The organism is Paenibacillus sp. FSL R7-277 (assembly GCF_000517965.1).
GTDB classification, from domain to species: domain Bacteria; phylum Bacillota; class Bacilli; order Paenibacillales; family Paenibacillaceae; genus Paenibacillus_AQ; species Paenibacillus_AQ silagei.
Genome location: NZ_ASPX01000116.1, coordinates 91,584 through 117,032, shown reverse-complemented (window position 1 = coordinate 117,032; position 25,449 = coordinate 91,584). Strand labels below are relative to the sequence as shown.

General features: G+C 52.9%; 16 protein-coding genes. 13 read left to right on the top strand and 3 right to left on the bottom strand.

The features are described from left to right. The first annotated feature begins 85 nt into the window (after nucleotides 1–85). Together C173_RS30135 and C173_RS30130 are read left to right on the top strand one after the other, a co-directional pair. Entirely contained in the window at nucleotides 86–1,387 is a 1,302-nt protein-coding gene (locus C173_RS30135) for an NCS2 family permease (protein ID WP_036732336.1), read from the top strand. A 138-nt stretch (nucleotides 1,388–1,525) separates the two neighbouring features. Beyond that, complete coding sequence (locus tag C173_RS30130) at nucleotides 1,526–3,736, top strand: HelD family protein (RefSeq protein ID WP_036732334.1); 2,211 nt, start codon at nucleotides 1,526–1,528, stop codon at nucleotides 3,734–3,736. Nucleotides 3,737–4,155: 419 nt separating this feature from the next. Here the strand turns inward: C173_RS30130 and C173_RS30125 are convergent, their stop codons facing one another. Then, complete coding sequence (locus C173_RS30125) at nucleotides 4,156–6,171, bottom strand: methyl-accepting chemotaxis protein (RefSeq protein ID WP_036732333.1); 2,016 nt, start codon at nucleotides 6,169–6,171, stop codon at nucleotides 4,156–4,158. Nucleotides 6,172–6,781: 610 nt separating this feature from the next. On the opposite strand from C173_RS30125, the gene C173_RS30120 reads away from it, so the two are divergent. From C173_RS30120 to C173_RS30105, 4 genes are all read left to right on the top strand, one after another. Further along, on the top strand, nucleotides 6,782–7,072 hold the full coding sequence (locus tag C173_RS30120) for a CD3324 family protein (protein ID WP_036690524.1): 291 nt from the start codon (nucleotides 6,782–6,784) through the stop codon (nucleotides 7,070–7,072). A gap of 158 nt (nucleotides 7,073–7,230) precedes the next feature. Further along, complete coding sequence (locus C173_RS30115) at nucleotides 7,231–8,535, top strand: replication-associated recombination protein A (protein ID WP_036732330.1); 1,305 nt, start codon at nucleotides 7,231–7,233, stop codon at nucleotides 8,533–8,535. A 350-nt stretch (nucleotides 8,536–8,885) separates the two neighbouring features. Then, nucleotides 8,886–11,621, top strand: a complete 2,736-nt coding sequence (locus C173_RS30110; RefSeq protein WP_036732328.1) for a glycoside hydrolase family 9 protein — start codon at nucleotides 8,886–8,888, stop codon at nucleotides 11,619–11,621. A 30-nt stretch (nucleotides 11,622–11,651) separates the two neighbouring features. Beyond that, the gene (locus C173_RS30105) at nucleotides 11,652–14,546 is read left to right on the top strand and encodes a glycoside hydrolase family 48 protein (RefSeq protein ID WP_036732464.1); all 2,895 of its coding nucleotides are present in this window, start codon (nucleotides 11,652–11,654) and stop codon (nucleotides 14,544–14,546) included. A gap of 420 nt (nucleotides 14,547–14,966) precedes the next feature. On the opposite strand, the gene mnmA is transcribed toward C173_RS30105, so the two are convergent. Continuing rightward, nucleotides 14,967–16,088: a tRNA 2-thiouridine(34) synthase MnmA gene (gene mnmA / locus C173_RS30100; RefSeq protein WP_036732325.1), complete on the bottom strand. Its 1,122-nt coding sequence runs from the start codon at nucleotides 16,086–16,088 to the stop codon at nucleotides 14,967–14,969. A 276-nt stretch (nucleotides 16,089–16,364) separates the two neighbouring features. Here mnmA and cymR point away from each other — a divergent pair, with 276 nt between their 5' ends. The 7 genes from cymR (at nucleotide 16,365) to C173_RS30065 (ending at nucleotide 23,449) form a co-directional block, all read left to right on the top strand. Beyond that, the gene (cymR, locus tag C173_RS30095) at nucleotides 16,365–16,784 is read left to right on the top strand and encodes a cysteine metabolism transcriptional regulator CymR (protein ID WP_036732323.1); all 420 of its coding nucleotides are present in this window, start codon (nucleotides 16,365–16,367) and stop codon (nucleotides 16,782–16,784) included. Between the two features lie 186 nt (nucleotides 16,785–16,970). Continuing rightward, nucleotides 16,971–17,648, top strand: a complete 678-nt coding sequence (locus C173_RS30090; protein WP_036732321.1) for a response regulator transcription factor — start codon at nucleotides 16,971–16,973, stop codon at nucleotides 17,646–17,648. Next, a complete protein-coding gene (locus C173_RS30085; RefSeq protein ID WP_036732319.1) occupies nucleotides 17,645–19,462 on the top strand; it encodes a sensor histidine kinase in 1,818 nt (605 codons plus the stop codon). Before C173_RS30090 ends, C173_RS30085 begins: the two co-directional genes overlap by 4 nt. 175 nt (nucleotides 19,463–19,637) lie before the next feature. Then, on the top strand, nucleotides 19,638–20,324 hold the full coding sequence (locus C173_RS30080; protein ID WP_327196508.1) for a GDSL-type esterase/lipase family protein: 687 nt from the start codon (nucleotides 19,638–19,640) through the stop codon (nucleotides 20,322–20,324). A 35-nt stretch (nucleotides 20,325–20,359) separates the two neighbouring features. Beyond that, the gene (locus tag C173_RS30075) at nucleotides 20,360–21,766 is read left to right on the top strand and encodes an MBOAT family O-acyltransferase (RefSeq protein ID WP_036732315.1); all 1,407 of its coding nucleotides are present in this window, start codon (nucleotides 20,360–20,362) and stop codon (nucleotides 21,764–21,766) included. Nucleotides 21,767–21,789: 23 nt separating this feature from the next. Further along, a complete protein-coding gene (locus C173_RS30070) occupies nucleotides 21,790–22,938 on the top strand; it encodes a DHHW family protein (protein WP_036732313.1) in 1,149 nt (382 codons plus the stop codon). A 40-nt stretch (nucleotides 22,939–22,978) separates the two neighbouring features. Further along, complete coding sequence (locus C173_RS30065) at nucleotides 22,979–23,449, top strand: DUF4358 domain-containing protein (RefSeq protein WP_063830965.1); 471 nt, start codon at nucleotides 22,979–22,981, stop codon at nucleotides 23,447–23,449. A gap of 106 nt (nucleotides 23,450–23,555) precedes the next feature. Here C173_RS30065 and C173_RS33225 read toward each other — a convergent pair whose 3' ends face one another. Beyond that, complete coding sequence (locus C173_RS33225; RefSeq protein ID WP_051478655.1) at nucleotides 23,556–24,557, bottom strand: VanZ family protein; 1,002 nt, start codon at nucleotides 24,555–24,557, stop codon at nucleotides 23,556–23,558. Between the last annotated feature and the right edge of the window lie 892 nt (nucleotides 24,558–25,449).

Here is a 25,449-nt window from a genome sequence, read left to right as displayed (position 1 = left end):
CTCACTTTGCGGGGATATTTTTACGGTATGTTTTGTGGAGAGATACTTGACATCCTATGAGAAGAACTTAAGTGGAGGTTGTTACATGAAGTCGAATATTTGGCGGAATAGTGTGGGAATGGAGCCGGGCGACAACTGGAAGCAGGAATGGGCGGCCGGCATCCTGTCGTATTTCGCTTCGGTATATATTGTAATGGTTAACGCGGCGATCCTGGCAGATGCAGGCATGCCGCTGCGGGCCGGGATGGTTGCTACGCTGCTGACAGCCATCACAGGCTGCCTGCTCATGGCGTTTGGCGGCAAAACGCCGATTATCGTGGTCCCGGGCATGGGGATCAATGCCTTTTTCACCTATACGCTGGTGCATTCCATGAAGCTGGACTGGCGTGAGGCGCTGGCCGTGGTAGTGGTGACCGGGGTGCTGTTTGCCATTGTGGCCTTCACCTCGCTCTACCGCATTCTCAGCGATGCGATTCCCCATAATCTGCAGCATGCGATCACAGTTGGCATCGGACTGTTCCTGACCTTCATCGGCCTGCAAAAAAGCGGGATTGTCATTGCCCACGCCACCACCTTCGTCGCGATCGGGCATTTCAGTGATCCTGCGGTCATTACCTCGGTGGTGACGCTGTTGCTGGCGCTGGTGCTGTTCATCCGCGGCACACGCGGCGGTCTGCTGATCAGTATGCTCGTGGGCACAGGGCTTGCCTATCTGCTGGGAGCCGCTCATGCGCCGAAGAATACCGAGCCGGGACATGTGTTCAGCGGTTATGGCAGCGTGTTCGCCAGTATGGACTGGAGCGGATTCGTCAGCCTCGTCTTCTGGATTGCCGTCTTCCTGCTGCTGCTGATTGTGGTGTTTGAGAATATCGGCCTGATCGCTTCCCAGACACTGATGGCAGGACGCCCGGAACGCTTCAAAAGCAGTCTGCGGGCGCTCTCGCTCGCCAACATCGCGGCAGGTCTGTTCGGCAGCAGCCCGGTGGTCGCCGCTGCCGAATCCACCGCCGGGATTGCGGCAGGGGGACGCTCCGGCTTAACTTCACTCGTCACCGGCCTGCTGTTCGGCGCGACCTTCCTGTTCATCCCGCTGCTGGCTTATGTGCCGGACAGCGCGATTGCGCCGATTCTGATCGTGATCGGCGGGCTGATGGTGCAGAGTGTGCGCGAGATGGATCTCGGCGACATGACGGAGCTGTTTCCGGCGTTCCTGGTCATGGTGATGATTCCCTTCACCTATAGCATCGTGGACGGCATGGCGTTTGGCTTCATCACCTATCCGCTGGTGAAGCTGGCTACCGGCAAAGGCAAGGAGGTTCCTCCTGCCTTGTATGGTATTGCCGGACTGTTCATCGCGAACTTCGTGCTGCATGCGCTGATGGGCTAACAGCAAAGGCGGAAGGGGGAAGCACCCCTTCTCTCATCCGCTTGTCCTCCGCGTGGACAGCAGTTTGAAAAATATGGCTTTCCCCGCTCTGCTGTGTTATGATGGACAGCTCACACAACTTTTAGGAGGTAACTGAAATTGGAAGACAACTTTCAAAGTGCCTATCAAGAGGAAGAAGACAGGCTGAACCACGTGCTGACAGAGATTGACTCCACCCTTGAGCGATTGCTTTCAACACCGGTGTACACAGGACACGATTATACCGAACAGGTGCTGGAGGATTCAAGGGAACAGAAGCGCAAAGATCTTGCCAAGCTTAGGCAGGAGCCTTATTTCGGACGGCTTGATTTTCAGGGCAATGACGAGGAAGACCGCAAGGCACTGTATATCGGCAAAATCGGCGTAGACCGCGAGCAGGTTAGCGACCGTCCGCTTGTCATTGACTGGCGGGCACCGGTGGCAAGCCTGTTCTATTCTTTTACCGGAGGAACGGAAGCCGCCTCGTATGAAGCGCCGGACGGGCTGATCGAAGGGCTGGTCTATCTCAAGCGCAACGTGGTGATCCGGAAGCAAATCCTGGAGCGGGTGGCGGATACGTATAACCGTGACAGCGACGCACCGGCGGTATCGGATGAATTCCTGGTCTACCGGCTGGGGGAGAACAAGGATAACCGGCTGCGGGACATCGTCTCCACGATTCAGGAGGAGCAGGACAAGATTATCCGTGCGGCCAAGAACACGGCGCTGATCATCCAGGGGGTGGCGGGAAGCGGCAAGACCACCGTTGCGCTGCACCGGCTGGCGTTCTTATTGTATCAATACAAGGAGCAGGTCTCGGCGGAGAAAATGATTATTTTCGCCCCGAACCGCATGTTCCTGGACTATATTTCGGATGTGCTGCCGGAGCTGGGCGTCGGCAATATTGCCCAGAGCACGTTCCCGGACTGGGCGGCCGGAGTGCTTGATGTCACGCTGCCGGAGCAGGATGCTTCGGAGGTCATGAGCCGCTGGTTCGAGACGGCGGGAGCAATGCCGGCCATCACGGAAGAGACCCCCGGGCGCTTCAAAGGCTCAACGGTGCTGATGAGCGTCATTGAATCCAGCGTCAAGCTGCTGGAGACCAGTGCTGTGCCGGAGGGCGATTTCAGCCCTTGGGACGGGGCGGTGCTGAGCCGCCAGGTGATTCTGCGCTGGCACAATGAGGAATACGCACCGTATCCTCCGGCGAAGCGCAAGGAGCGCGTCATGGCGCGGCTTCACCGCTGGATCGAGATGGAGCTGAAGAAGAGCCCTTCAGCGGCTGCGCTGAAGGAGCGCAAGAAGAAGGGCGCGGCCCGCGAGAAGGCCTACAGCGCCAAGTGGCCGAAATACGAGCCGCTCGCCATCTATAAGCAGATCTTCCGGGCGGCGAAAGTGCCGGAGGACTGGCCGGCGGCGGCACCGGAGGAGATTCCGCCATCCGTGCTGAAGGAGACCGTCAAAGAGCTGAAGAAGGGGATTCTGCGCGAGGAGGATCTTCCTCCGCTGCTCTATATCCATTATCTGCTGAACGGCAATGAGGGTACGGAACGCTTTGACCATATCGTGATTGATGAAGCGCAGGATTTCTCCCCGTTCCAGATTGCCGTACTGGATCTGTATGTGAAGGGGCATTCCTTCACCATTCTGGGTGACCTGTCGCAGGGCATCCACGCCTACAAGGGAGTACATGCCTGGAGAGAGATGCAGACGCTGTTCGCCGAAGAATACACCGCATACCATGCACTGACCCGAAGCTACCGCTCAACGATGGAGATCATCGAGTTTGCCAATGGCATTCTGTCTGCGGGCGTCGGCAGCGAGCTGCTGGCTGTGCCGGTCTTCCGCAGCGGGAATCCTGTGCGGCTCATCTCCTATGAGGAGGATGTGCTGCCGGGAGCGGCGGCGGCTGCATCGGCGGACCAGCGGCTCAGCGTGGTCAAGAGCGCGCTGGCGCAGCTCTCCGGGCGCGAATACCGCACGGTGGCGGTATTGACCCGCAGCCTGCGGGAAGCCTCTCTACTGTACGCTGAGCTCGCCACGCAGTTCGAGGATCTTCATCTGATTGACGGCAGCATCACGGAATATCGCGGCGGCTTGTCGATTCTCCCCGTCTACTTGTCCAAGGGACTGGAGTTCGATGCCGTCATTCTGGCAGACGCAGACAGCGCCCATTATGGAGCGGCGGCCTGGGATGCGAAGCTGATGTATGTGGGCTGCACACGTGCCCTGCATGAGCTATGGCTGCTGCGGGGCGGCGAATTACCACCTTACGTTCAACTCCTCGGAGAAGAGAGCGTCTCCGGCTGGCCGGAGCCTGAGCAGCAATAGGTCCAGAGAGGCAGCGCCAAGCGGCCCCGGGAAACCGAACCAGCGGCGATCCGGCTATGATCCGGTACAACGGATCCGGCGATGTAGCGAAACAGAGCCGCGGAAGCACCGTGCGTTAATGAGCGCAAAGACAAGTTCGGCTCCTTAGGGACCGTAGCGCCCTTATTTTCAGGAAAACGACACTTTTTGGGAAGTAACGGACCGGAGCGCTTTTATTGTCTCTGTAAGCGATGCTTATGGGCGGAATATCGGCTGATAAGGGCCGTGGTGTCCGTAAATTTGCCAAATCATGACCTTCATCCGAAATAAGCGCCCTTCTGTCCGTAATGACAGGCGGAGTTCCCCTGATTGAAGAGAAAAAGCAGCGATTTTCCTTTATTGTAGGATCGCTGCTTTGTATTTTGGGCGGTTCTGTATTTTTAAGCCTTATCCTTCGCATCGAACTGGAAACGCTCCACCTGTCCCTGCATGTCCGCAGCCATACCGGAGAGTGCCGCAGCGGAGGAGGTGATCTCCTCCATCGAAGCAAGCTGCTCCTCGGTAGCTGCGGTTACGCTCTGGAAGGAATCGAGCGCGGCTCGGGCAATTGTGGCCATCTCCTGGACGGAAGCGGCTACTTCGGAGCTGCTGGCCGACATTTGCTCCGTAATGGCGGAGACCTCATGGATCTGCTCGCCGACCTGCCGGGTGGACTGCTCAATCTGCCGGAAGGCTTCGCTCGCCTCCAGGGTAAGCGCCATGCCCTGCTCCACATCCTCTGCCACCTTATGCTTCATCACATCATACGCGCTGGCGATCAGGCCCACCATCTCGGAGATGGTCTCCTGAATCTGCCCGGCACTGCTATTCGTAGCCTCCGAGAGCTTGCGCACTTCACCCGCCACTACGGCGAATCCTCGGCCGTGTTCACCGGCCCGGGCCGCCTCAATGCCGGCATTCAGCGACAGGAGATTGGTCTGCTTGGCAATGGCGGAGATCGCCGTGCTGGTCTCAGCCACTCTGGCACTTAAGCCGTTAAGCTCAGCGATCAGGGTGCCGGACTGCTGCACCGATTCGCGGATCGTCTTCATCTGCTCTCCGACCTGCTCCATTCTGGCGCTGCCGGTGGAGACATCCGTTTCCGTAAGTATAGCGGCGCTCACAATTGACTCTGAAGCGGAAGCGATTTTCTGGATGCCGGTGGACATCTCCTCCATCGTTGTAGCGACTTCGGCGGAAGCATAAGCCTGGGTCTCCACGCCCCGGGTGGATTCCTCCACCAGCTCCGTCACATACTCGACTGCCTTGCTGTTCTCGGCCGTGCTGGCTGTGAGCTGTTCACTGGCAGCGGCGAGCTGGCCGGAGGTCTCGGCAACCTCCTGCACCATGGTGCGCAGCGAAGAGACCATTTCATTATAATTGCCGGCAAGCTGACCGATCTCGTCCCTGCGGCTGGTCTGGACGAATTCATCCAGATACCCTTCGCTTACCCGTTTGGCCGAACGGTTCAGGCGTTCTACCGGCCCGGTTATCCGGCGGATAATCAGGAAGGTAATTACCGCAGCAAGCAGCAGCGCAACCACGAGAACGATAGCTGATTTGTACAGAATCGGGTAGACCGCCTTCGTATATTCACTCTCTGGAAGCACTCCGGCCAAGGTGAAGCCGGTCAGCTCATTGGTAATGTAGTATCCGTCCATTTGCGTATCGGCTGCAGCATCCTTGTAGGATATTTTACCCGCCGGGCCTTGCTTGATTCCTGCTGTCATTGCGCCTGTGGCTTCCGAAGCAATCTCCATGGCAGGGTGGTAGATCACCTTGTTATTGCCGTCCAGGATGAAGACATATCCGCTATCGCCCAGACTGACATTCTTCGCCAGCTCCATAAGCTCCTTCATGCTGATGCTGATCGTAACAGCCCCCTTGCCGTCCGGAAAAGCCTTGGAGATCGGCAGAATGTAGCTGTTCGTTACTTTGGAGAAAATGGGATCGATCACCGATGTTGTCTCCGGGGTCTTAAGTGCATCTATGTACCAGTCGCGTACGCGGGGATCATAATTGTCCAGCTTGGAATCCGGCGCGAACATGTATTTCCCGTCCTCGTTGCCTATCGCCACGATATCTACCTCAGGATGCTCCAGCTTGAAGTTGTCGATCAGCTTGCGCAGCTGTGGAGAATTGTTCGTTAGCCCCGCGCTGCTCATCTCGTATGCCAGCTCATTCACTCCGGCGCTCTCCAGCAGAATCAGCTGCGACAGTGTTTTATCCAGGAGGTGGATGCTGGAGCGTGTGGTGTCTTCCATTTTGGAGCGCAGAGCCGATTCTGAGGTTTGTGTCGATATGGCCACCAGAGCCAGCGAGGGCAGTACAATGGCTGTAATGATAAGCAGCATCAGTTCAGTTCTGAGCTTCGTGATACGGAATAGGCGCTTTAGGGGGTTTTTCGGTGTTGGCATGGAAGTTCCTCCTGTATTTCTGAATGGATGGACGTTAAAATTTATTTCCATATCTCGAAGTAACTAGATATTTTAATATATATTTCGACAGGGATCGACTAAATAATTAGTTTTTCGTCAAAAAATGTACTCCAATATTTCTGCAATTCTCCCTCTTTCCAAAGGAGTTCGCGTGCCAGCCTTCAGGTGGAGAACGATTATAACTATTCTTGAACTTGTAACCCGGGGCGGCCTGTGGCTTAATAATAAGTGTCCGGCCGGGCAAGATTACTTCTGGAAGGAGGCTGAAGATATGTTTTCAGAATACGAGGTGGTTTCCGTCTAAGACGGAGACCTGTTAAACGGGAGGCCGCGAGGCCTCCTTATGTATAATGAGCGAACACGAGCGGATATGTAATTCCGGTTACTACAATATAAAGAATGACACTGACCAACCACTGACAGACCGCTGATCCATAATGAATGTAGACGATAACCGTAGGGTTTAATATAATGAATTTAGGTGATTTACCAAATTTGAGGAGAAGAAAGGAGGCAGGTGGAATGATTATTCAGAACAGTACAGTGATCGGACTGAACGGAATACACCTGTTGAAGGAGGAAATTGAACGTGAGTTACGTCAATGGAAAGGATGTGCTCCCCCCGGGGCTGCTCGAAGAGCTGCAGGGTTACATACAGGGTGAGCTGTTATACATCCCGAAGAAAGCGGAAGAACGGGTAAGATGGGGCGAGAACAGCGGCTCCCGGCAAGAGATTGCTGCCCGCAACGAAGAGATCTTCTGTAGTCACAGCAGCGGCTGCTCGGTGAACGAGCTGCAGAAGAGATATCACTTATCCGAAGAAAGCATCCGCAAGATCATTTCAAAAATGCGGCAAACGCGGCTGGCGATGAACCGCTAGTCTGGAACGGATATGAGTTCTAATTATAGAACAAAGAGCATGGCTCCCGCCGGTGGCGGCGGGGTCATGCTCTTTTTAACGTTTGGGACAGGTATGGTATGATAGGAGAAGTGTATGTATTCTATTGAAATCTTAGATGATAGCAAGGAAGTGTAAGGATGGATTTATTCTCGCAGGGTGAAGACAACGGGAGCGGACGGCTGCTTGCAGACCGGATGCGGCCCGGCAATCTGGATGAATATATCGGACAGGAGCATATTGTAGGCAAGGGCAAGCTGCTGCGCAGAGCGATTGAAGCGGACCAGGTCTCTTCCATCCTGCTGTACGGGCCTCCGGGCTGCGGCAAAACCACTCTGGCCCATATCATATCGCATCACACCCAAGGTGAATTCGTGCGGCTGAATGCGGTGGAGGCTTCGGTTAAGGATGTGCGGGAGGTCATTGAACGCGCACAGAGCAATAAGGCGCTGTACGGCTCGAAGACGATTCTGTTCCTGGACGAGGTACACCGCTTCAACAGCTCCCGCCAGGATGCGCTGCTGCCGGCCGTGGAGAAGGGGACGATTACCTTCATCGGTGCGACCACAGAGAATCCGTTCCATTATGTGAACGGGGCCTTGATGAGCCGCTCGACGCTGTTTCAGCTGGAGGCGCTGACCAGCGAGCACAGCTTGCTGGCCATGAAGCGTGCGCTCGCCGATGAACAGCGGGGCCTCGGATTCATGGATCTGAAGGCGGATGAGGAGGCGCTGCTGCATATCGCCGCGATGGCGAACGGCGATATCCGCCGCGCCTTGAACGCCCTGGAGCTGGCGGCGATGACTACGGCCCCTGAGCGTGACGGCAGCGTGCATATTACGCTGGAGGTAGCGGAGGAGTCGATCCGCCGCCCGATTGTCAAAGCGGACGAGTCAACACAGTACGATGTGCTGTCCGCTTTTCACAAAAGCATTCGCGGCTCCAGCGACGCCGCCCTGTTCTGGTTCCTCTACGCGGTGGAGAAGCTGGGAATGGACCCGATGACCTTCATCCGCCGCCTGATTGCGGCCAGCAGTGAGGATATCGGCCTGGCGAACCCGCAGGCGATGGTCCAGGCGGTCAGTGCGCTGGATGCCTACCGTAATAACGGCTGGCCAGAGGCGAAGCTGAATATCGCGCAGGCGATTCTGTTCGCCGTAGAGAGCCCAAAATCAGACGGGGTAGTGACCGCTATCGCGAATGTCATGAACAGTCTGGAGGATCTGAAGTCGGCTGAGGTGCCGCTGCATTTGCGGGATACGCATTACAAAGGCGCGGCCCAACTGGGCCATGAAGGCTACCAGTATCCGCACAATTTTCCCGGCCATTATGTGAAGCAGGACTATCTGCCGAAGGCCATCTCCCGGAAGGTCTTCTATCAGGCCACCGAGCAGGGCAACGAGGCCAAGATCCGCCATAACCAGCAGCTGCGGCGCGGGCAATAGGGCTTCGATGATAGTTCGCTCCAGCCAATTATAGATTTTTACAAACAGAGAGCAGCCATTCTCCATAATCGGAGGAGGCTGCTCTTTTTGACGCTGTAAATATGATAAAAATGGAAATATTTTGACAAAAAACCGGTATTCTTAGAAAAATATAATGTAAATATATAGAATTAATTTACTGTATGTGGTATATGTGTAGGTGGGGGTATTTTACCTTAATTTGTAATATGGAGGTGGTAAATGGAACGTGCTCAAATACTATGTCTAATTATGGACACTGGGGAGGTATTTGTGCGTGCCTGAGTCCTGAAGGACTGAACAAGCAAGAAAACGAAGGGAGATGAGTAAGGATGAGTCAAAGTAAACGGAAGACCGGCTGTATCGCTTCACTAAGCCTGATGTTAGCCTTCACCATTGTATCAGGGACGGCTGTCCGCCCGTCTGTCACCGAAGCGGCAACCGCCGGATTTAATTATGCAGAGGCACTGCAGAAATCGATCTATTTCTACGAGGCCCAGCGTTCGGGTGAGCTGCCGGCGGACAACCGCGTGGAATGGAGAGGCGACTCGGGGCTGCAGGATGGTGCTGATGTCGGCCATGACCTGACGGGTGGCTGGTATGACGCAGGGGATCATGTCAAATTCGGATTTCCGATGGCGTACACCGCGACTATGCTGGCATGGTCGGTCTATGAATACAAGGATGGTTACGTGCAGTCCGGGCAGCTGGATGAGATTCTGGACAATATCCGCTGGGCCACAGACTATTTTGTGAAAGCGCATACTGCACCGAACGAGCTGTGGGGCCAGGTGGGTAACGGCACGGCGGACCATAACTGGTGGGGACCGGCGGAGGTCATGCCTATGGCGCGCCCGGCTTACAAGATTGATGCTGCACATCCCGGCTCGGACCTGGCTGGTGAGACTGCCGCCGCCCTTGCCTCGGCTTCCATTATTTTCAGGGATTCAGATGCCGCTTATGCGGACAAGCTCCTGCTGCATGCCAAGCAATTATACAATTTTGCCGATACGTACCGGGGAGCTTACTCCGATACCATCACTGACGCCAAGCAGTATTACAATTCGTGGAGTAGTTACGCGGATGAGTTAAGCTGGGGCGGTATCTGGCTATACCTGGCGACCGGTGAGCAGACCTATCTCGATAAGGCGATTGCCGCCAGTGATCTGTGGGGCACCAACCAGGCTGGTGACTGGGGCTACCAATGGACCCAATCCTGGGATGACAAGCATTATGGTGCGCAGCTCCTGCTGTCCCGCATCACCGAGGACCCGAAGTTTATCCAGTCCACGGAACGCAATATGCAGTTCTGGACGACCGGGGTGAACGGCACCTCTGACCGGGTAGCGTATACTCCAGGCGGGCTGGCCCATCTGGATCAATGGGGGGCGCTGCGGTATGCAGCCAACCATGCTTTTCTTGCTTTTGTCTATGCAGACTGGGTTACTGATCCGGTGAAAAAAAATACCGCACAGACCTTCGCCGAGCGGCAGATTAACTATATGCTGGGCGATAATCCGCGGAGCAGCAGCTATGTCATCGGCTTCGGCGCGAATGCACCTGAGCATCCTCACCACCGCACCTCACACGGCTCCTGGAGCGACAGCCAGACCACTCCTGCCAACCACCGGCATGTGCTCTACGGCGCGCTCGTTGGCGGACCCTCCAAGACCGATGCTTACACCGATGCGATCAGCGATTATGTCTCTAATGAAGTTGCAACCGATTACAATTCAGCCTTTACTGGCTCTCTAGCCCGGATGATGATGCTCCACGGGCAGGGGCAGAGCCCGCTTGCAAACTTCCCGCCGGCCGAAACGCGTGAGGATGAGATGTTCACGGAGACTTCTGTGAATGCCAGCGGCAGCAATTTTGTGGAGATCCGCGCGGTTCTCAATAACCGTTCGGCATGGCCTGCCCGCTCCAGCAGCCAGCTGTCCTTCAACTACTATCTGGACATCAGTGAGGCTGTTGCCGCAGGATATGGCCCCGGCGATATCACCGTCAAGGCAGGCGGCTATAACCAGGGAGCCACCGTCTCGCAGCTGCTGCCTTACGATGAAGCGAACCATATCTACTATACCAAAGTAGATTTCTCCGGCACCCCGATCTATCCGGGAGGACAGTCTGCTTACCGCAAGGAAGTACAGTTCCGGATTGCCGGACCGCTGAATACTACCTTCTGGGACAACAGCAATGACTTCTCCTTCAAGGGAGTGGCTGCGAATGCTTCAGCGGCAACGAAGAACCCGTATATCCCGGTATACGATGCAGGTGTAAAAGTGTACGGCGAGCTGCCTTCCGGCGGCGGAACACCGGGTGAACCGCAGGTTCCGGCCCGTCCGTCCGGCCTTCAGGCCGTACCCGGCAATGCCAGCGTAGCCTTGAGCTGGAACGCAGTCAGCGGTGCAACCAAGTATACGGTCAAGCGCTCTCTGGTGAGCGGCGGACCGTACACTACAGTGGGTACGGCAACCGCAGCGGTCTACAATGACAGCGGGCTGACCAATGGTGTGGACTATTATTATGTGGTGACTGCAACGAACAGTGTAGGCGAGAGTACAGCGTCTGCCCAGGTGACTGCCAAGCCGCGCGAGATTACTGTGCCTGCCGGCGCTCTGCGTGTGCAGTACCGCACCAATGACACAAGTCCCGGGGATTCCCAGATCCGCAGCCAGTTCCGGATTGTCAATACGGGAACCGAGGCCATTCCGCTCAGCGGCCTGAAGCTGCGCTATTATTACACCGTGGACGGGGACAAGCCGCAGGAATTCCACTGTGATTACGCCCAAGTCGGCAGCGGCAATGTGAGCGGAACCTTTGGGAAGCTGAGTACGCCTGTGGCACTGGCTGATTCGTATTTGGAGATTTCTTTTGCCGCAGGGGCAGGAAGTTTGGCTCCGGGAGCAGACAGCGGGGAGATTCAGGTGCGCTTCAACAAGTCGGATTGGACCAATTACAATGAGAGCAATGACTATTCGTATGGAGGAAGCCAAGCAAGCTTCGCGAATTGGGATAAAGTCACGCTGTACCGTGCAGGAACACTTGTCTGGGGCCTCGAACCCTAAACCATACCAGAGAGGAAGTATGCCGAAATGATGAAGCTAAGTTCATTTAAGAAACCGCTTTCTATCGCGCTGAGTGCTGTCCTCACCTTGTCTCTCACCAGCGGGATCATCAATTTCCATCCGGGAACCGCCAAGGCGGCATCGGTGGAGAAGACCAGATTTCTGCAATTGTATGACCAGCTGAAGGACCCGGCCAGCGGGTATTTCTCGGCTGAAGGTATCCCGTATCATGCGGTAGAGACCCTGCTCAGCGAGGCGCCCAACTATGGGCATATGACTACCTCCGAGGCCTATAGCTACTGGATGTGGCTTGAAGTGCTGTACGGCCATAACACCGGGGACTGGAGCAAGCTCGAATCAGCCTGGGACAACATGGAGAAATACATTATTCCGATTAATGAAGGCGACGGCGTGCAGGAGCAGCCGACCATGAGCAGCTACAACCCGAACAGCCCGGCCACCTACGCCTCAGAGCTCCCTCAGCCGGATCAGTATCCAAGCGCACTGAACGGCAAGTATACCCCGGGGAAGGACCCGCTCGATGCAGAGCTGAAGTCCACCTATGGCAATAACCAGACTTATCTGATGCACTGGCTGGTGGATGTGGACAACTGGTATGGCTTCGGCAACCTGCTGAACCCTACCCATACCGCCAGTTATGTGAACACCTTCCAGCGCGGAGTGCAGGAATCGGTCTGGGAAGCAGTAGGCCACCCCTCACAGGATAACAAGACGTTCGGTAAATCCAATGAAGGCTTTATGAGCTTGTTCACCAAGGAAAATAGCGTGCCTTCAGCACAATGGCGTTACACTAACGCTACGGATGCCGATGCACGCGCTGTGCAAGCCATGTATTGGGCTAAGGATCTTGGCTATACCAATACGGTCTATCTGAACAAAGCCAAAAAAATGGGCGATTTCCTGCGTTACGGCATGTACGACAAGTATTTCCAAAAGATCGGCAGTGCTGCTAACGGTTCGCCGCAGCCGGGAACCGGTAAGGATTCCAGCCAATACCTGCTGGCCTGGTATACGGCCTGGGGCGGTGGTCTCGGAACCGGCGGGGACTGGGCCTGGAGAATTGGCGCCAGCCATGCGCACCAGGGGTATCAGAATGTGGTTGCAGCCTATGCGCTGTCCACCGCAGCCGGAGGGCTGATTCCGTCTTCGGCGACAGCCGGAACGGACTGGGGCAAATCACTGACCCGCCAGCTGGAATTCTACAACTGGCTGCAATCCGCCGAAGGGGCGATTGCGGGCGGGGCCACCAACAGCTACGGCGGCTCGTATAGCGCTTATCCGGCCGGCAAAAGCACCTTCTACGGCATGGCCTACGAAGAGGCCCCTGTGTATCATGACCCGCCGTCCAACAACTGGTTCGGGATGCAGTCCTGGAGTATGGAGCGGATGGCTGAGCTTTACTACATCCTGGCTTCCAGCGGGGATACCAGCTCAGACAATTTCAAAATGGCCAAACGGGTCATTGAGAACTGGATTAACTGGTCCAAGGATTATGTCTTTGCAGACAGCCGTCCGGTATCGGATGCTGCGGGCTATTATCTGGATCAGCAGGGCAACCGGATTCTGGGCGGAACCAATGCGCAGGTTGCCACTGTTCCCGCACCTGGCGAGTTCTGGCTTCCAGGCAATGTGGAGTGGTCCGGCCAGCCGAATACCTGGAGCAGCTTCAGCTCTTTTAACGGTAACAGCAGCCTGAAGGCAGTGACCAAAGACCCGGGGCAGGATACCGGCGTACTGGGCAGCTATATCAAAGCCCTCACCTTCTTCGCCGCAGGGAACAAAGCAGAGCATGGCAACAATACTGCGCTCGGCGGAACCGCTTCACAATTGGCTAAATCCTTGCTGGATACAGCCTGGGGCTACAATGACGGGGTGGGCATTACGACACTTGAGAAGCGTGCGGATTATTTCCGTTTCTTCACCAAAGAGGTATACTTCCCAGCGGGCTGGAGCGGTACCTTCGGCCAGGGCAATACCATTCCAGGGAACGCGACAGTTCCATCTGACCCGGCTAAGGGCGGGAATGGAGTGTATGCGAGCTACACCGATGTTCTCCCGGATATCAAAAATGATCCCAAGTGGAGTTATCTTGAAGACAAATACAATACCTCCTACAACAAAACCACCAAGACTTGGGAGGGTGGCGCACCTGAGTTCACCTATCACCGCTTCTGGTCTCAGGTGGACATGGCTACGGCCTATGCCGAGTATGACCGGCTGATTAATAACGGCAGCGGTCCTATGCCAACAGCTACCCCTACAACCACGCCAACGGCTACACCGACAGCTACACCGACAACAGTGCCAACAGCCACACCGACAGTCGCACCGACAGCTACACCGACAACAGTGCCAACCGCTACACCGACAGTCGCACCAACGGCTACGCCGACAACAGTGCCAACGGCTACACCGACAGTCGCACCAACCGCTACGCCTGCCGTAGGGAATCTGGTTGTTCAATACCGTACAACGGATACGAACGCCACAGACCCGCAGTTCCGTCCGCAGCTGCGGATTGTCAATAACGGGACCACAGCGGTAGACCTCAGCAAGGTTAAGGTACGGTATTACTACACGATTGACGGCGAGCGGGCGCAGCAGTTCAATGTCGATTATGCGGCTCTCGGCGGCAGCAATGTGCTGGGCAGCTTCGTGAAGCTTGAGCCTGCAGTTACAGGAGCGGACCACTATGTGGAGATTTCCTTTAGTGCGGGCGCGGGCAGTCTTGCTCCGGGTGCGAATACCGGCGAGATTCAACTGCGCATTAACAAGACCGACTGGAGCAATTACAATGAGGCTGACGATTACTCCTATGATGCAACCAAAACGTCTTTCACAGACTGGAACCGGGTGCCGCTGTATCTGAACGGTGTGCTGGTCTGGGGCGTTCAGCCGCAATAAGCCTGAAGCCTTGTGAGTCAGCCCCGGCGTGACTCCGTGTCCTGACCCATCAATGACGAAGAACCTTCAACTCCACGCGCTGTGGTGTTGAAGGTTCTTTTTTAAGCGAAATAAGAAACATGTATGCGAAAAACCGAACACAATGTGCTGGGCGAAGGCGCATGGGCCAAATGTAGTCGGAAAACCGAACACAATGTGCTGGGCGAAGGCGCGTGGGCCGAATGTAATCGAAAAACCGAACACAATGTACTGGGCGAAGGCGCGTGGGCCAAATGTAGTCGGAAAACCGAACACAATGGGCTGGGCGAAGGCGCGTGGGCCAAATGTAGTCGGAAAACCGAACACAATGGGCTCAGCACCAGCACTGTTCAACCGTTAGAAAGTTTTTCTTTAGTAGGGGGAACTCTGGCTGGGGTGCAGTCAGACCTGCGCCAGCGGCGCGACTTTGTCGGCCGTCTCGATGGTTCCGCCGCCAAGACAGGTCTCGCCCAGATAGAAGACCACGGCTTGTCCGGGCGTAATCGCCTTTTGCTGAACATCAAAGGCCACATGGACGGTTCCATCGGCCTGCTTCGTCAGCGTAACTCCCTGATCCGGCTGGCGGTAGCGGAACTTGGCCGTACATTTTAGCGGCTCATCACCAAGGGTGTCCGGATCAATCCAGTTGACCCCTGAAGCTATAAGACTGGTCGAGTACAGGCTGATGTGCTTCTCACCTTGCACCACATACAGGGTATTGCTTGCCAGATCCTTCTCGGCCACGAACCAGGGTTCACCTGTCCCCGAGCCGCCGATACCAAGCCCCTGGCGCTGGCCCAGCGTGTAGTACATGAGGCCGTCATGGCGGCCCTTCACTTCGCCCGTAGCGATATCGACCATATTGCCTGACTGTGCAGGCAGGTATTGGCTGAGGAATTCGCGGAAATTGCGTTCTCCGATGAAGCAGACGCCGGTGCTGTCTTTTTTCTTCGCGGTATAGAGTCCGGCTTCCTCGGCAATCCGGCGTACCTCCGGCTTCGGCAGATGTCCGATCGGGAACATGGCCTTCGAGAGCTGGTACTGGTTCAGCGCATTTAGGAAATACGTCTGGTCCTTGTTGTTGTCCACGCCGCGCAGCAGCTTGAACAGGCCGTCTTCTTCCACGACCCGGGCGTAATGCCCCGTAGCGACATAATCTGCACCAAGCTGCAGTGCTTTGTTCAGGAATTCGCCGAACTTGATCTCGCGGTTGCACATCACATCCGGATTCGGGGTCCGGCCAGCCTTATATTCTTCAAGGAAATAGGAAAAGACTTTATCAAAGTATTCCTTCTCGAAATTAACGGTATAGTAAGGAATATCGATCTGCTCGCAGACGCGGCGCACATCCTCGGCATCGGTCTCGGCCGTACATACGCCGAACTCGTCGGTATCATCCCAATTCTTCATGAAGATGCCGATGACGTCATACCCCTGCTGCTTCAGCAGCAGCGCTGTAACAGAGGAATCCACTCCGCCCGACATCCCGACGACGACCCGGATATCCTGATTAGCTTTTGTCATCGTGATCACCATTTTCTGTACACAAAATACCGGCGTTCTCACTGAACACCCGGCTCATTGTGTATTATAACATACCTGTCTACCCCAAACGAGGACACTACTGCTATGAAATATAGCGAAAAACGGTCCGAAATTGACAATTTGTCCACCAGTGGAGAACAAAATCGTGAATTATTGCCGTTTGCTGTTTCAAATGTGTCCATAGATATGATAACATAAGCTGAGAGCAGACATCGGAATACATTGATATGCAACTAAACCGAAAGAGGTGCCCCTTTGAAAATCTCAACCAAAGGACGTTACGGATTAACCATTATGATGGAGCTTGCCCTGAAATTCGGCGAGGGGCCTACATCACTTAAGAGCATCGCCGAGAAAAACGGACTCTCCGAGCATTACCTGGAGCAGCTCATCGCCCCGCTGCGCAATGCAGGCCTGGTGAAGAGCATCCGCGGAGCTTACGGCGGTTATATTCTGTCCCGCGAGACCAACACCATTACCGCCGGAGATATCATCCGCGTCCTGGAAGGCCCGATCTCCCCGGTAGACTTCACCGAAGAAGACGACCCGGCCAAGCGCGACCTCTGGCTGCGCATCCGCGACAGCATCGCCGATGTGCTGGACTCCACCACCTTGTCCGACCTGATCAACTTCAAGGAAGAGAGCCAGGCGGATAATTACATGTTTTATATATAAAAATGTCTTTAAATCGTCCTTCTCAAGAAACTTGGGGAGGATCTTTTTTTATCTCGCTGTCTTTTTATTTGATCTGCAGTTCATCTGCATATGATCTTTATCTGTATAGGGTAACCTTATTGTATACTTTGGTAGTTCTATGCGTTTTATGTTCCTGGTTCTACAAAAAAAGGGTGAGGTTATCATATGTCAAAAACAATATTGATTGTGGAAGATGAAAATATTCTACGTGAAATTATGAAAGATTATCTGCTGGAAGAGGGATATCGCGTGATTGAAGCCATTGACGGAAAGCAGGCGATCTCGTTATTTCAGGAGCATGAGGTGGACTTGATTTTGCTGGACATCATGTTGCCGGAATTGGATGGATGGTCCGTATGCAGGCGAATCCGCAAGACGTCGAATGTGCCGATTATCATATTGACGGCCCGTTCGGATGAGGACGATACGTTGCTGGGGTTCGAGCTTGGCGCTGACGACTACGTGACCAAGCCTTACCGCCCGCTCATTCTGTTGGCCCGGGCCAAGCGGCTGCTGGAGAGCAGGCATACGCATGAGCATGAAAGCGACAGGGTGTCCGGCGGAGGCATTTCAATCCATTTTCCATCCCGGACCGTTTCGGTTGACGGCAAAAGCTCTGATCTAACGCATACGGAATTCGAAATATTAGCCTATCTACTGCAAAACAAAGGGATCATTATCAGCAGAGAGCAGCTGATTACGAAAATTTGGGGATATGATTTCGCGGGCGATGATCGTACGGTTAACAGTCATATCCGCAATTTGCGTTCCAAGCTGGGGGAGCATGCCAGGCAGATTGTTACGGTTGTGCGTTCAGGATATAAATTTGAGGAAGAGCTATGAAAAAGGGGATTGTGCTTAAACTGTTCCTGCTGACAGCAGGATTGTGCCTGTTCCTGATCGCCGTTATTTTCATCTTGCAGACCGTATTTTTCAAACAGTTCTACGTTCATCAGAAAATAAAAGACGTTAACGCGGCACTTCAGGCTTATGAACAAGACTACCTGGATCATGGCTCGAACACGCAGGAGATGGCCAAGCTGGAGCAAGACTTTTTTCAAAAGCATAACACCTGGATCACGGCTTTGGACTCCCGCGGAAATTTAAAGTTTGCAGATGATTTCTTCATGGACATTAAGCTGGATCATTCGGACGAACCGGCGCTTGCTGATACAACGATAACCGTGCCGCTATACAGTTTTATTAACATAGAGGACTTCAGCAGCAATCAAACGTTCCTCACTCCCTGGATTGAAGAAGGGGGAATGATCGCCATGGAAGGCTTAATCATCAACAATCAGCCAATGATCCAGCGGATGGGAAGGAACAGTTCCAATCTGAGAGATGAGAGCCGGCTGGAAAATCATCAGATGGTGAGCAAAGAGTACGAGGTCCTCGATCGATCGGACGCGATCCAATATCGTGAGAAATATTCCACCTTTCTGATCAAAGGAACGATTACGAAAGTCCGGGTACCGGAAGGGGCTGGAGTCTCGCGTTACACCAATCACTTGTTTCTGGACCGTATCAAAGCTTTCCAGGCGGATCTATTGTACGGCGACTTTAAGGATGCCACGAACGCACAACAGATCGTAGATGTTGAAGAAAATCACGTGAACTACAAAATTTTCGTGGACCGAACCCAAGATCGCGACGGAAATCCGGCATACCTGTTCGCGATGACGTCGCTGCAGCCTGTTAATGAAGCCGTAGGGATCATCAAAGACTACTACGTGTATATCATTATTGTGACCTTGCTGCTCGCGCTATTGGCATCGTTTTACTACTCCCGTCAGATCGCCCGGCCGTTGCTGCGCATCAACCGTACCACCCGGCAAATGGCAGACCTTGATTTCTCGGAGACTATTCCCATCAGAACGAAGGATGAAATCGGAGACTTGTCGGGCAGCATTAACGAGCTCTCCGAGCGCCTGCACTCGCATATTCTCCAGCTGGAGCAGGACATCGAGAAGGAAAAGCAGCTGGAACATACGCGAAAAGAATTTATAGCCGGCGTATCGCATGAGCTGAAGACTCCGTTAAGCGTCATTCAGAGCTGCCTTGCCATTTTGAATGACGGGGTTGCCAGCCATAAGCGGGAGCATTATTTTGCGGCGATGGAAGACGAGGTCGGCCGGATGAATGTGCTGATCGCGGATATGCTGGAATTGGCCAAATATGAATCGGGTACGTACAAAATGGACACCAGTTCGTTCTATATCGATGTTGTCATCAAGCGGGTATGCACTAAATTAGCGCCTGATTTTGCGGCCAAGCAGCTGCTTCTCCACACTTCACTTATCCCTGCCCAAGTCCAGGGGAACGAGCGCCGTATAGAGCAGGTCATCGTCAATTTCCTGACCAATGCGATTTCGTATACGCCGGAGCAAGAATCTATATATGTCAACGCTTCGGAAGAGAGGGACACCATTCTAATTTGTATCGAAAATAAAGGCGCCCATATCCCCGATGAGCAGCTGGAGAAAGTATGGGACCGTTTCTACCGCGGTGAAACCTCCCGCCACCGGTCTACTGGTGGGACGGGTCTTGGTCTTGCCATATCCAAGAAAATTTTGGAGATGCACGATGTGCCTTACGGCGTGAACAATACCTCCGATGGAGTGATGTTTTATTTTCAATTGAATAAAAAAGCGTAGCAATACGGAAGAAAGTGCAGACCTTGGTTCTGCGCTTTTTCTTTTGTTCTTTTTTGATACCGCCTTGATATCCTCTGCACTTGTTCTGCATCTCTCCCTGTTATTCTTTCTTTCAGAGAGGGGGCAAGAGCACTGCTATCTATACCTGATTCTAAATAAAGAGAGGTCGATGTTCATGTTTAAAAAAATCATCCTGTCGCTGGTTATTGGCGGTACGGCGCTTACTTTGGCAGCCTGTGGGAATGGGCAAGCTCCGCAAGACGTAACATCTCAGCCGCAAGCCAATGAAACAGCTCACTTAGAGAAGTCAGACCAGACTTCCTACAAAACGATATTTAAGAACAGCGTATTTCTGGGAGATTCGATTACAGAGGCGCTATCCTACCATGACATTCTGGACGAGTTCAATGTAGTGGCAGGTGCCGGAAAGACTACCGAGCTGTCTCTGATGAGTGGAGATGTCGATAAGCTGGCAGAGCGGAATCCGCAGCATGTATTTATCATGCTGGGGTCTGATGATATTCTATTGCCGCCCCAAATTACCGATAACCCCAAGCAGTATTCGCTGAAGTTTTACGCCGAATTGATCGACAGCATCCAGGAGAAGCTTCCGGAGGCATCCATAACGGTTTTGCCGGTTACTCCGGTTACGCCGGAAGCTGAACAAGTGGAGCCACGCTACAAAAATATCAGCGATTACAACCAAGGCTTACAAGAGCTGGCGGACAAGCAGCAGGTTGGATTTGCCGATTTATCTTCGATCTTTGATGACGGCCAACATTTGTATAGCTCGGACGGCATTCATTTTAAACCGGAATTTTATACGCGTATGCTCGATTTGCTGAAGGACCGGGTGAAATAACATGCAGCTGGATGAAGATCTGGAGGTGACGGGGATTGGTTTTTAGCAGCCTTATATTTGTATTCCTCTTTCTGCCGGTCACCCTGCTAATCTACTATATCTCGCCTATGAGGATTAGAAATGCTGTTCTGCTCGCCGCAAGCCTGATCTTCTATGCATGGGGAGAGCCCGTCTACATTTTCCTGATGATCTTCTCGGCAGTATTCGACTATGTGAACGGGGTCCTGATCGATAGATACAGACATCGTAAGGGGATTGCACGCGGAGTGTTGATCCTGTCCATGATTGGCAGCCTGGGGATTCTTGGCTTCTTTAAATACGCGGGCTTCGTGTTCGATAATATCAATTCGCTATTTAACCTGCATTTGCAGGCAGCAGATCTTCCGCTTCCGGTGGGCATATCGTTCTACACGTTCCAGACGATGTCTTACATCATCGATGTTTACCGCAGGAAGGTGCCTGTTCAGAAGAACCTGATCGCCTTCGGCGCCTACGTAACGATGTTTCCGCAGCTTGTGGCGGGACCGATTGTTAAATATGAAGATATCGCGGGACAGCTCGCTAAGCGCACAGTGACGTTGGAGCGTTTTGGCGAAGGGGCGGAATTGTTCATCAGAGGACTTGCCAAAAAAGTGCTGCTTGCCAACAATATCGGTTTGCTGTGGACAAGTGTCAAAGTGGTGCCTGCGGGAGAACTATCGGTACTTTCTGCATGGCTCGGCATTGTCGCCTTCACGTTTCAAATTTATTTCGATTTTAGCGGGTATTCGGATATGGCACGTGGTCTGGGTAGAATGTTCGGGTTCGAATTTATGAAGAACTTTGACTATCCTTATATTTCCAGGAGTATTACGGAATTTTGGCGGAGATGGCATATTTCGCTCGGTGCCTGGTTCCGTGAATATATCTACATCCCGCTCGGCGGGAACCGGGTGGGTATGTTAAAGCAGCTGCGAAACTTGGCGGTTGTATGGTTTATAACCGGATTATGGCATGGAGCGAGCTGGAACTTTATCATTTGGGGCTTATATTTCGGCCTCTTTGTCACACTTGAAAAGCTAATTCTCTTGAAACAGCTTCAGCGCTTGCCTGTCTTTGTAAGCCATGTCTACACCCTGATGATCGTGATCATCGGCTGGGTATTTTTCGAATTTGAACAATTGCCCGCAGCCCTGACCTTCATCGGAACGATGTTTGGTGCCGGAACACATGGATTCGCTGACAACCGGGCGCTCTACGATCTGTCGGGGAATGCCCTGCTGCTGCTGATCCTCACGGTTTGTGCCACTCCGTTACCCGGCAAAGCCTTGGCCCGTATCCGAACCAGATTTGCCCGGTCCGGCACGATTGCCACGCTTGTCATCTACTGCATTTTCATCGTGGCCTCAACAGCGTATCTGGTCAATGCAACGTACAATCCATTCTTATACTTTCGTTTTTGATGTTTTTGCTGGAGGTGATTTGATTGAAGAAATACGACCAAGTCTATTACCGCGCACTCGCCATTGTACTGCTTATGTTTACCGGGGCGGTATTGGTTGTCAATATTCTGACCCCGGGAAAGGTATTTTCCGAATCAGAGAACCGGATGCTGCAGCAGCTCCCGGCCTTCTCGCTTCAAGCCTTAGAATCAGGCAAGTTTACTTCCGAATTTGAAGCGTATCTATCGGATCAGTTTATGGAGAGGGACTTTTGGATTGGACTGAAATCTGACGCGGACCGGGGATTGGGAAGGAAAGAGAGCAACGGGGTTTACATCGGCAAGGACGGATACTTAATTCAAAAATTTACTCCTCCCGGGGAAGGAGAGTTGGAAGACAAGGTGAAAGCCATTCAAGCCTTTGATCAGGCTACGCCTGGTCTGCGCAAATATATGATGCTGGTGCCGACGGCAGCTTCCATACTTGAGGATAAATTGCCGCCTTATGCTTCCGGGGGCGGTGAGAGGGTCTATTGGAACAAGATAAAGGCTTCTGATCTCGGGAATATTCACTGGATCGATGTTTTCCCCGCGCTGGAGGCGAACAAGGAGCAGCCGCTCTATTACAAAACGGACCATCACTGGACGACCAAAGGCGCTTTTCTAGCCTATCGGGAGCTGGGTGCATCCATAAGTTTTACCCCCAAGAACGAAGACGATTTCAACATTCGTGAGGTCACCGGTCAGTTCTACGGATCTTTGTATTCGAAAAGCGGATTCAGGCACGTACAGCCGGATTCTATAGAGCTGTATTATCCCAAGAGACCGGCGGCCCTGTCCGTGGATTATGCCCACGAACAGCAAAGTGCGGATTCGATGTACGTTATGGAAAACCTCACAAAGAAGGATAAATACACTGTTTTTTTCAATGGGAATCATAGCCTGATCCGCATAACAACCGGACATACGGAAGGGCGGAGACTGCTTATTGTTAAAGATTCGTATGCCAACAGCCTGATCCCTTTTTTAACATCGCATTTCAGTGAAATTGATGTGGTAGACCTCCGTTATTATGATGGGGATCTACTGAAGCTTACGGAAGAACGGCAAATCCGCGACATGCTGATTTTGTATAACATCACCACATTTGTTGAAGATCCATCTATTACATCATTAGCAGATTCTGTGGAATAATCCATAAAGGGGTTGAGTAACGATGTTTCCGGGAAAGAGAATGAAATACTTAGTTGTCCTGGCTGCAGTCATGAGCTTATGTGGCATTCTGATCGGATGCTCCAGTAAGAAGGAAGACGCCAAGGATGTTCCTGTCCATACCATTGAGGAGCGTATCAAGCAAGCGGCTTCTATGGAAGCCATGGAAAAAGGGGATATGAACAGGCTTAAGAAGCTCTATCATTTTAATGCAGAGGAAGTTCAGGATTTTGTGCTCTATACGGCAGAATCGAACGTCGAAGCAAATGAGCTGGCCGTGATCAGGGTGAAGCAAGAGAATCAGGCGGAAAGCGTTAAGGAGAAAATCATGAAAAGAATTGAGGCTCAAAAGGTCAAGCTGAAGGACTACCGTCCTGAGCAATTTTACCTCGTCGAAAAGCATATATTAAAGGTCAAAGGCCCATATATTTTGTTTACGGTCTCCAAGAATGCGGAGCAAATCGAAAGTGCGTTTAACGAAGCGCTTAAATAATCTCATTCACAAATGCGAAAAAGACCCCTCGGGCCATCCACGGCTTGGAAGGGGCACGCATAAGTTTCTATCTGCAGGAGCTATCTGGCTAGCGGGCCTATTTATTTTATCCCCCGCCCAGCAGCCGCTGAAGCCGCGTTGCCAGCTTTTGGCCGGCATTGGCCTCTACGAGCGTAAGGTCCCACAATACCGCATGGGTTCGAGGGTCGGCAGCATCAGTTTTGACTGTAAGGGTCAGCTCCTGTTTGCCTTCAAGCGGCACCTGAAAAGACAGCGGCTGATTCTCGCCCGGTGCGATATTCACATCCAGGGAGTAAAGCTCTTCTCCGTCGGCGCTGATCATGACGCTGCTGGTGCCGCTGCCCTTAGCAGGTATAGCATCGTCAGGGACGCCGAAATTCCCGGCTAACTCCTTATACTGTCCATCCAGGCGTATTGAGAACTCGTGGAGTCCCGGATGATCAGGGCTATAGAGATTGACCGCCGGTTCAATCTGCTCCTGTGCCATAGTGAAACTATGGAGTCCTTGTTCCCACTGCACTTCACCATGCTCAAGGGGGAGCTGGTCCAGCGCTCTGATCTCCCCGCGGCCATGATCCAAATAATAGTTAATACCGCTCACGGCGGAGTAGACGATTAATGTCAAGATAGCGCCTGAGGACAGGAGCTTGAGCACCCCTCTTGGCGTTGTCCGGTCGCGGCGGATCAGCCGCTGGGCGCCGTAGCCGACAGCCGCACCGAGCGTATTAATAACGATATCGTTGATATCGAACGCACCCAAACGGGTTACCATCTGAATCAGCTCTACCCCGGTAATGGCTGCTAAGAAGACTAAGAGGAACGGCAGGAAGCGGCAGCGAACCAGCAGCGGGATAACGAGGCCGAACGGTACGAAGGCCAAATAGTTACCCAGATTGAAGACCCATAGATTCAAATAACCACCGCCTGGAAAGTGCAGCGGAATTCCGTCAAAGGTCAGCTGATACCGTAAGCCTGTCTCCGGCAGAGCCGATGAGCGGTTGAAGCCGGCAAACAAGAAAAATAAGGTGAGGATCGTGTAGAGACTTAAGCCGATCCAGACGGCAGTCCTCTTTTTGCCTTCAAACATGATGGTTGACCTCTCTTTATTCTTAGTTTAGTCCCCCTTGCAGGGATAACATAGGAAGTATAAGCTATCCTCACAGCTCCAGCAAGGCGGAGGGGATTTACGTTCAGCTTTTCCTATCATCACACATTAATGTGTTAATCGTACTTGCAATCCATCCAATGCCTATTCTTTGGGTGTGGCCAATAACAGCACCAATGTTCTGCTCAATACTGCCAGTGTTACCGGACCCGTGACCTTTTCCGGCGTTTCGACTGGATAAAAGAAAAAAAACCGTCAGCCTTAATTGGTCGGCGGGATTTTTTATACTAGATCAATCCATTCATCCTCTATTCTCCTTGATCAGTGTACGCTCATACTCCGACGGGGTTCGGTCTTAATGGGACGGTCGGCTCGGCGTTACGGACTGAGACGCGCTTATTTCGAAGGAGAGTCACAACTTGGGCAAGTTGCGGACACGGCCCTTATTAACGAATATTCCGCTCCTAAACGTTCTTTAGAGAGACAATAAGGTCCACTCGGTCCGTTACTCCGCAAGAAGTTCCTGTTTCTTCAAATTAACGGCTCTCTGGTCCGTAAGGAACCGAAGTAGCTCGGGGCCCTTGCTTGGCCTGCAGGCTACATTACTCCATTTTTGATTTTACAATTTTGCTGGCGGTAACTTGTGCCGGAAAGGAATCATCACTTGTTTGATAGAACACTTCAATTTCTTCACCCTTTTATATTTAGAAGGTGAAACTTTATTTACCCAAATGGCTTGAGAATACATATTAGTTTCTAGAACTTCCTTGTAATTCTTATTCAAGTCTTCTTCTTTCAACTGAGCGATTACCAAGATCCTTGTATTCTCTACATCTACTGTGTGTACCTTCCCTTTAAAAACATTATCCCCTTG

What these genes read in the sequence shown, in the direction of transcription:
- C173_RS30105 (WP_036732464.1), top strand. Translation starts at nt 11,652, where the DNA reads ATGAAGCTAAGTTCATTTAAGAAACCGCTTTCTATCGCGCTGAGTGCT.
- C173_RS33225 (WP_051478655.1), bottom strand. Translation starts at nt 24,557, where the DNA reads ATGTTTGAAGGCAAAAAGAGGACTGCCGTCTGGATCGGCTTAAGTCTC.
- C173_RS30135 (WP_036732336.1), top strand. Translation starts at nt 86, where the DNA reads ATGAAGTCGAATATTTGGCGGAATAGTGTGGGAATGGAGCCGGGCGAC.
- C173_RS30115 (WP_036732330.1), top strand. Translation starts at nt 7,231, where the DNA reads ATGGATTTATTCTCGCAGGGTGAAGACAACGGGAGCGGACGGCTGCTT.
- C173_RS30065 (WP_063830965.1), top strand. Translation starts at nt 22,979, where the DNA reads ATGAAATACTTAGTTGTCCTGGCTGCAGTCATGAGCTTATGTGGCATT.
- C173_RS30080 (WP_327196508.1), top strand. Translation starts at nt 19,638, where the DNA reads ATGTTTAAAAAAATCATCCTGTCGCTGGTTATTGGCGGTACGGCGCTT.
- C173_RS30085 (WP_036732319.1), top strand. Translation starts at nt 17,645, where the DNA reads ATGAAAAAGGGGATTGTGCTTAAACTGTTCCTGCTGACAGCAGGATTG.
- C173_RS30090 (WP_036732321.1), top strand. Translation starts at nt 16,971, where the DNA reads ATGTCAAAAACAATATTGATTGTGGAAGATGAAAATATTCTACGTGAA.
- C173_RS30110 (WP_036732328.1), top strand. Translation starts at nt 8,886, where the DNA reads ATGAGTCAAAGTAAACGGAAGACCGGCTGTATCGCTTCACTAAGCCTG.
- C173_RS30125 (WP_036732333.1), bottom strand. Translation starts at nt 6,171, where the DNA reads ATGCCAACACCGAAAAACCCCCTAAAGCGCCTATTCCGTATCACGAAG.
- mnmA (WP_036732325.1), bottom strand. Translation starts at nt 16,088, where the DNA reads ATGACAAAAGCTAATCAGGATATCCGGGTCGTCGTCGGGATGTCGGGC.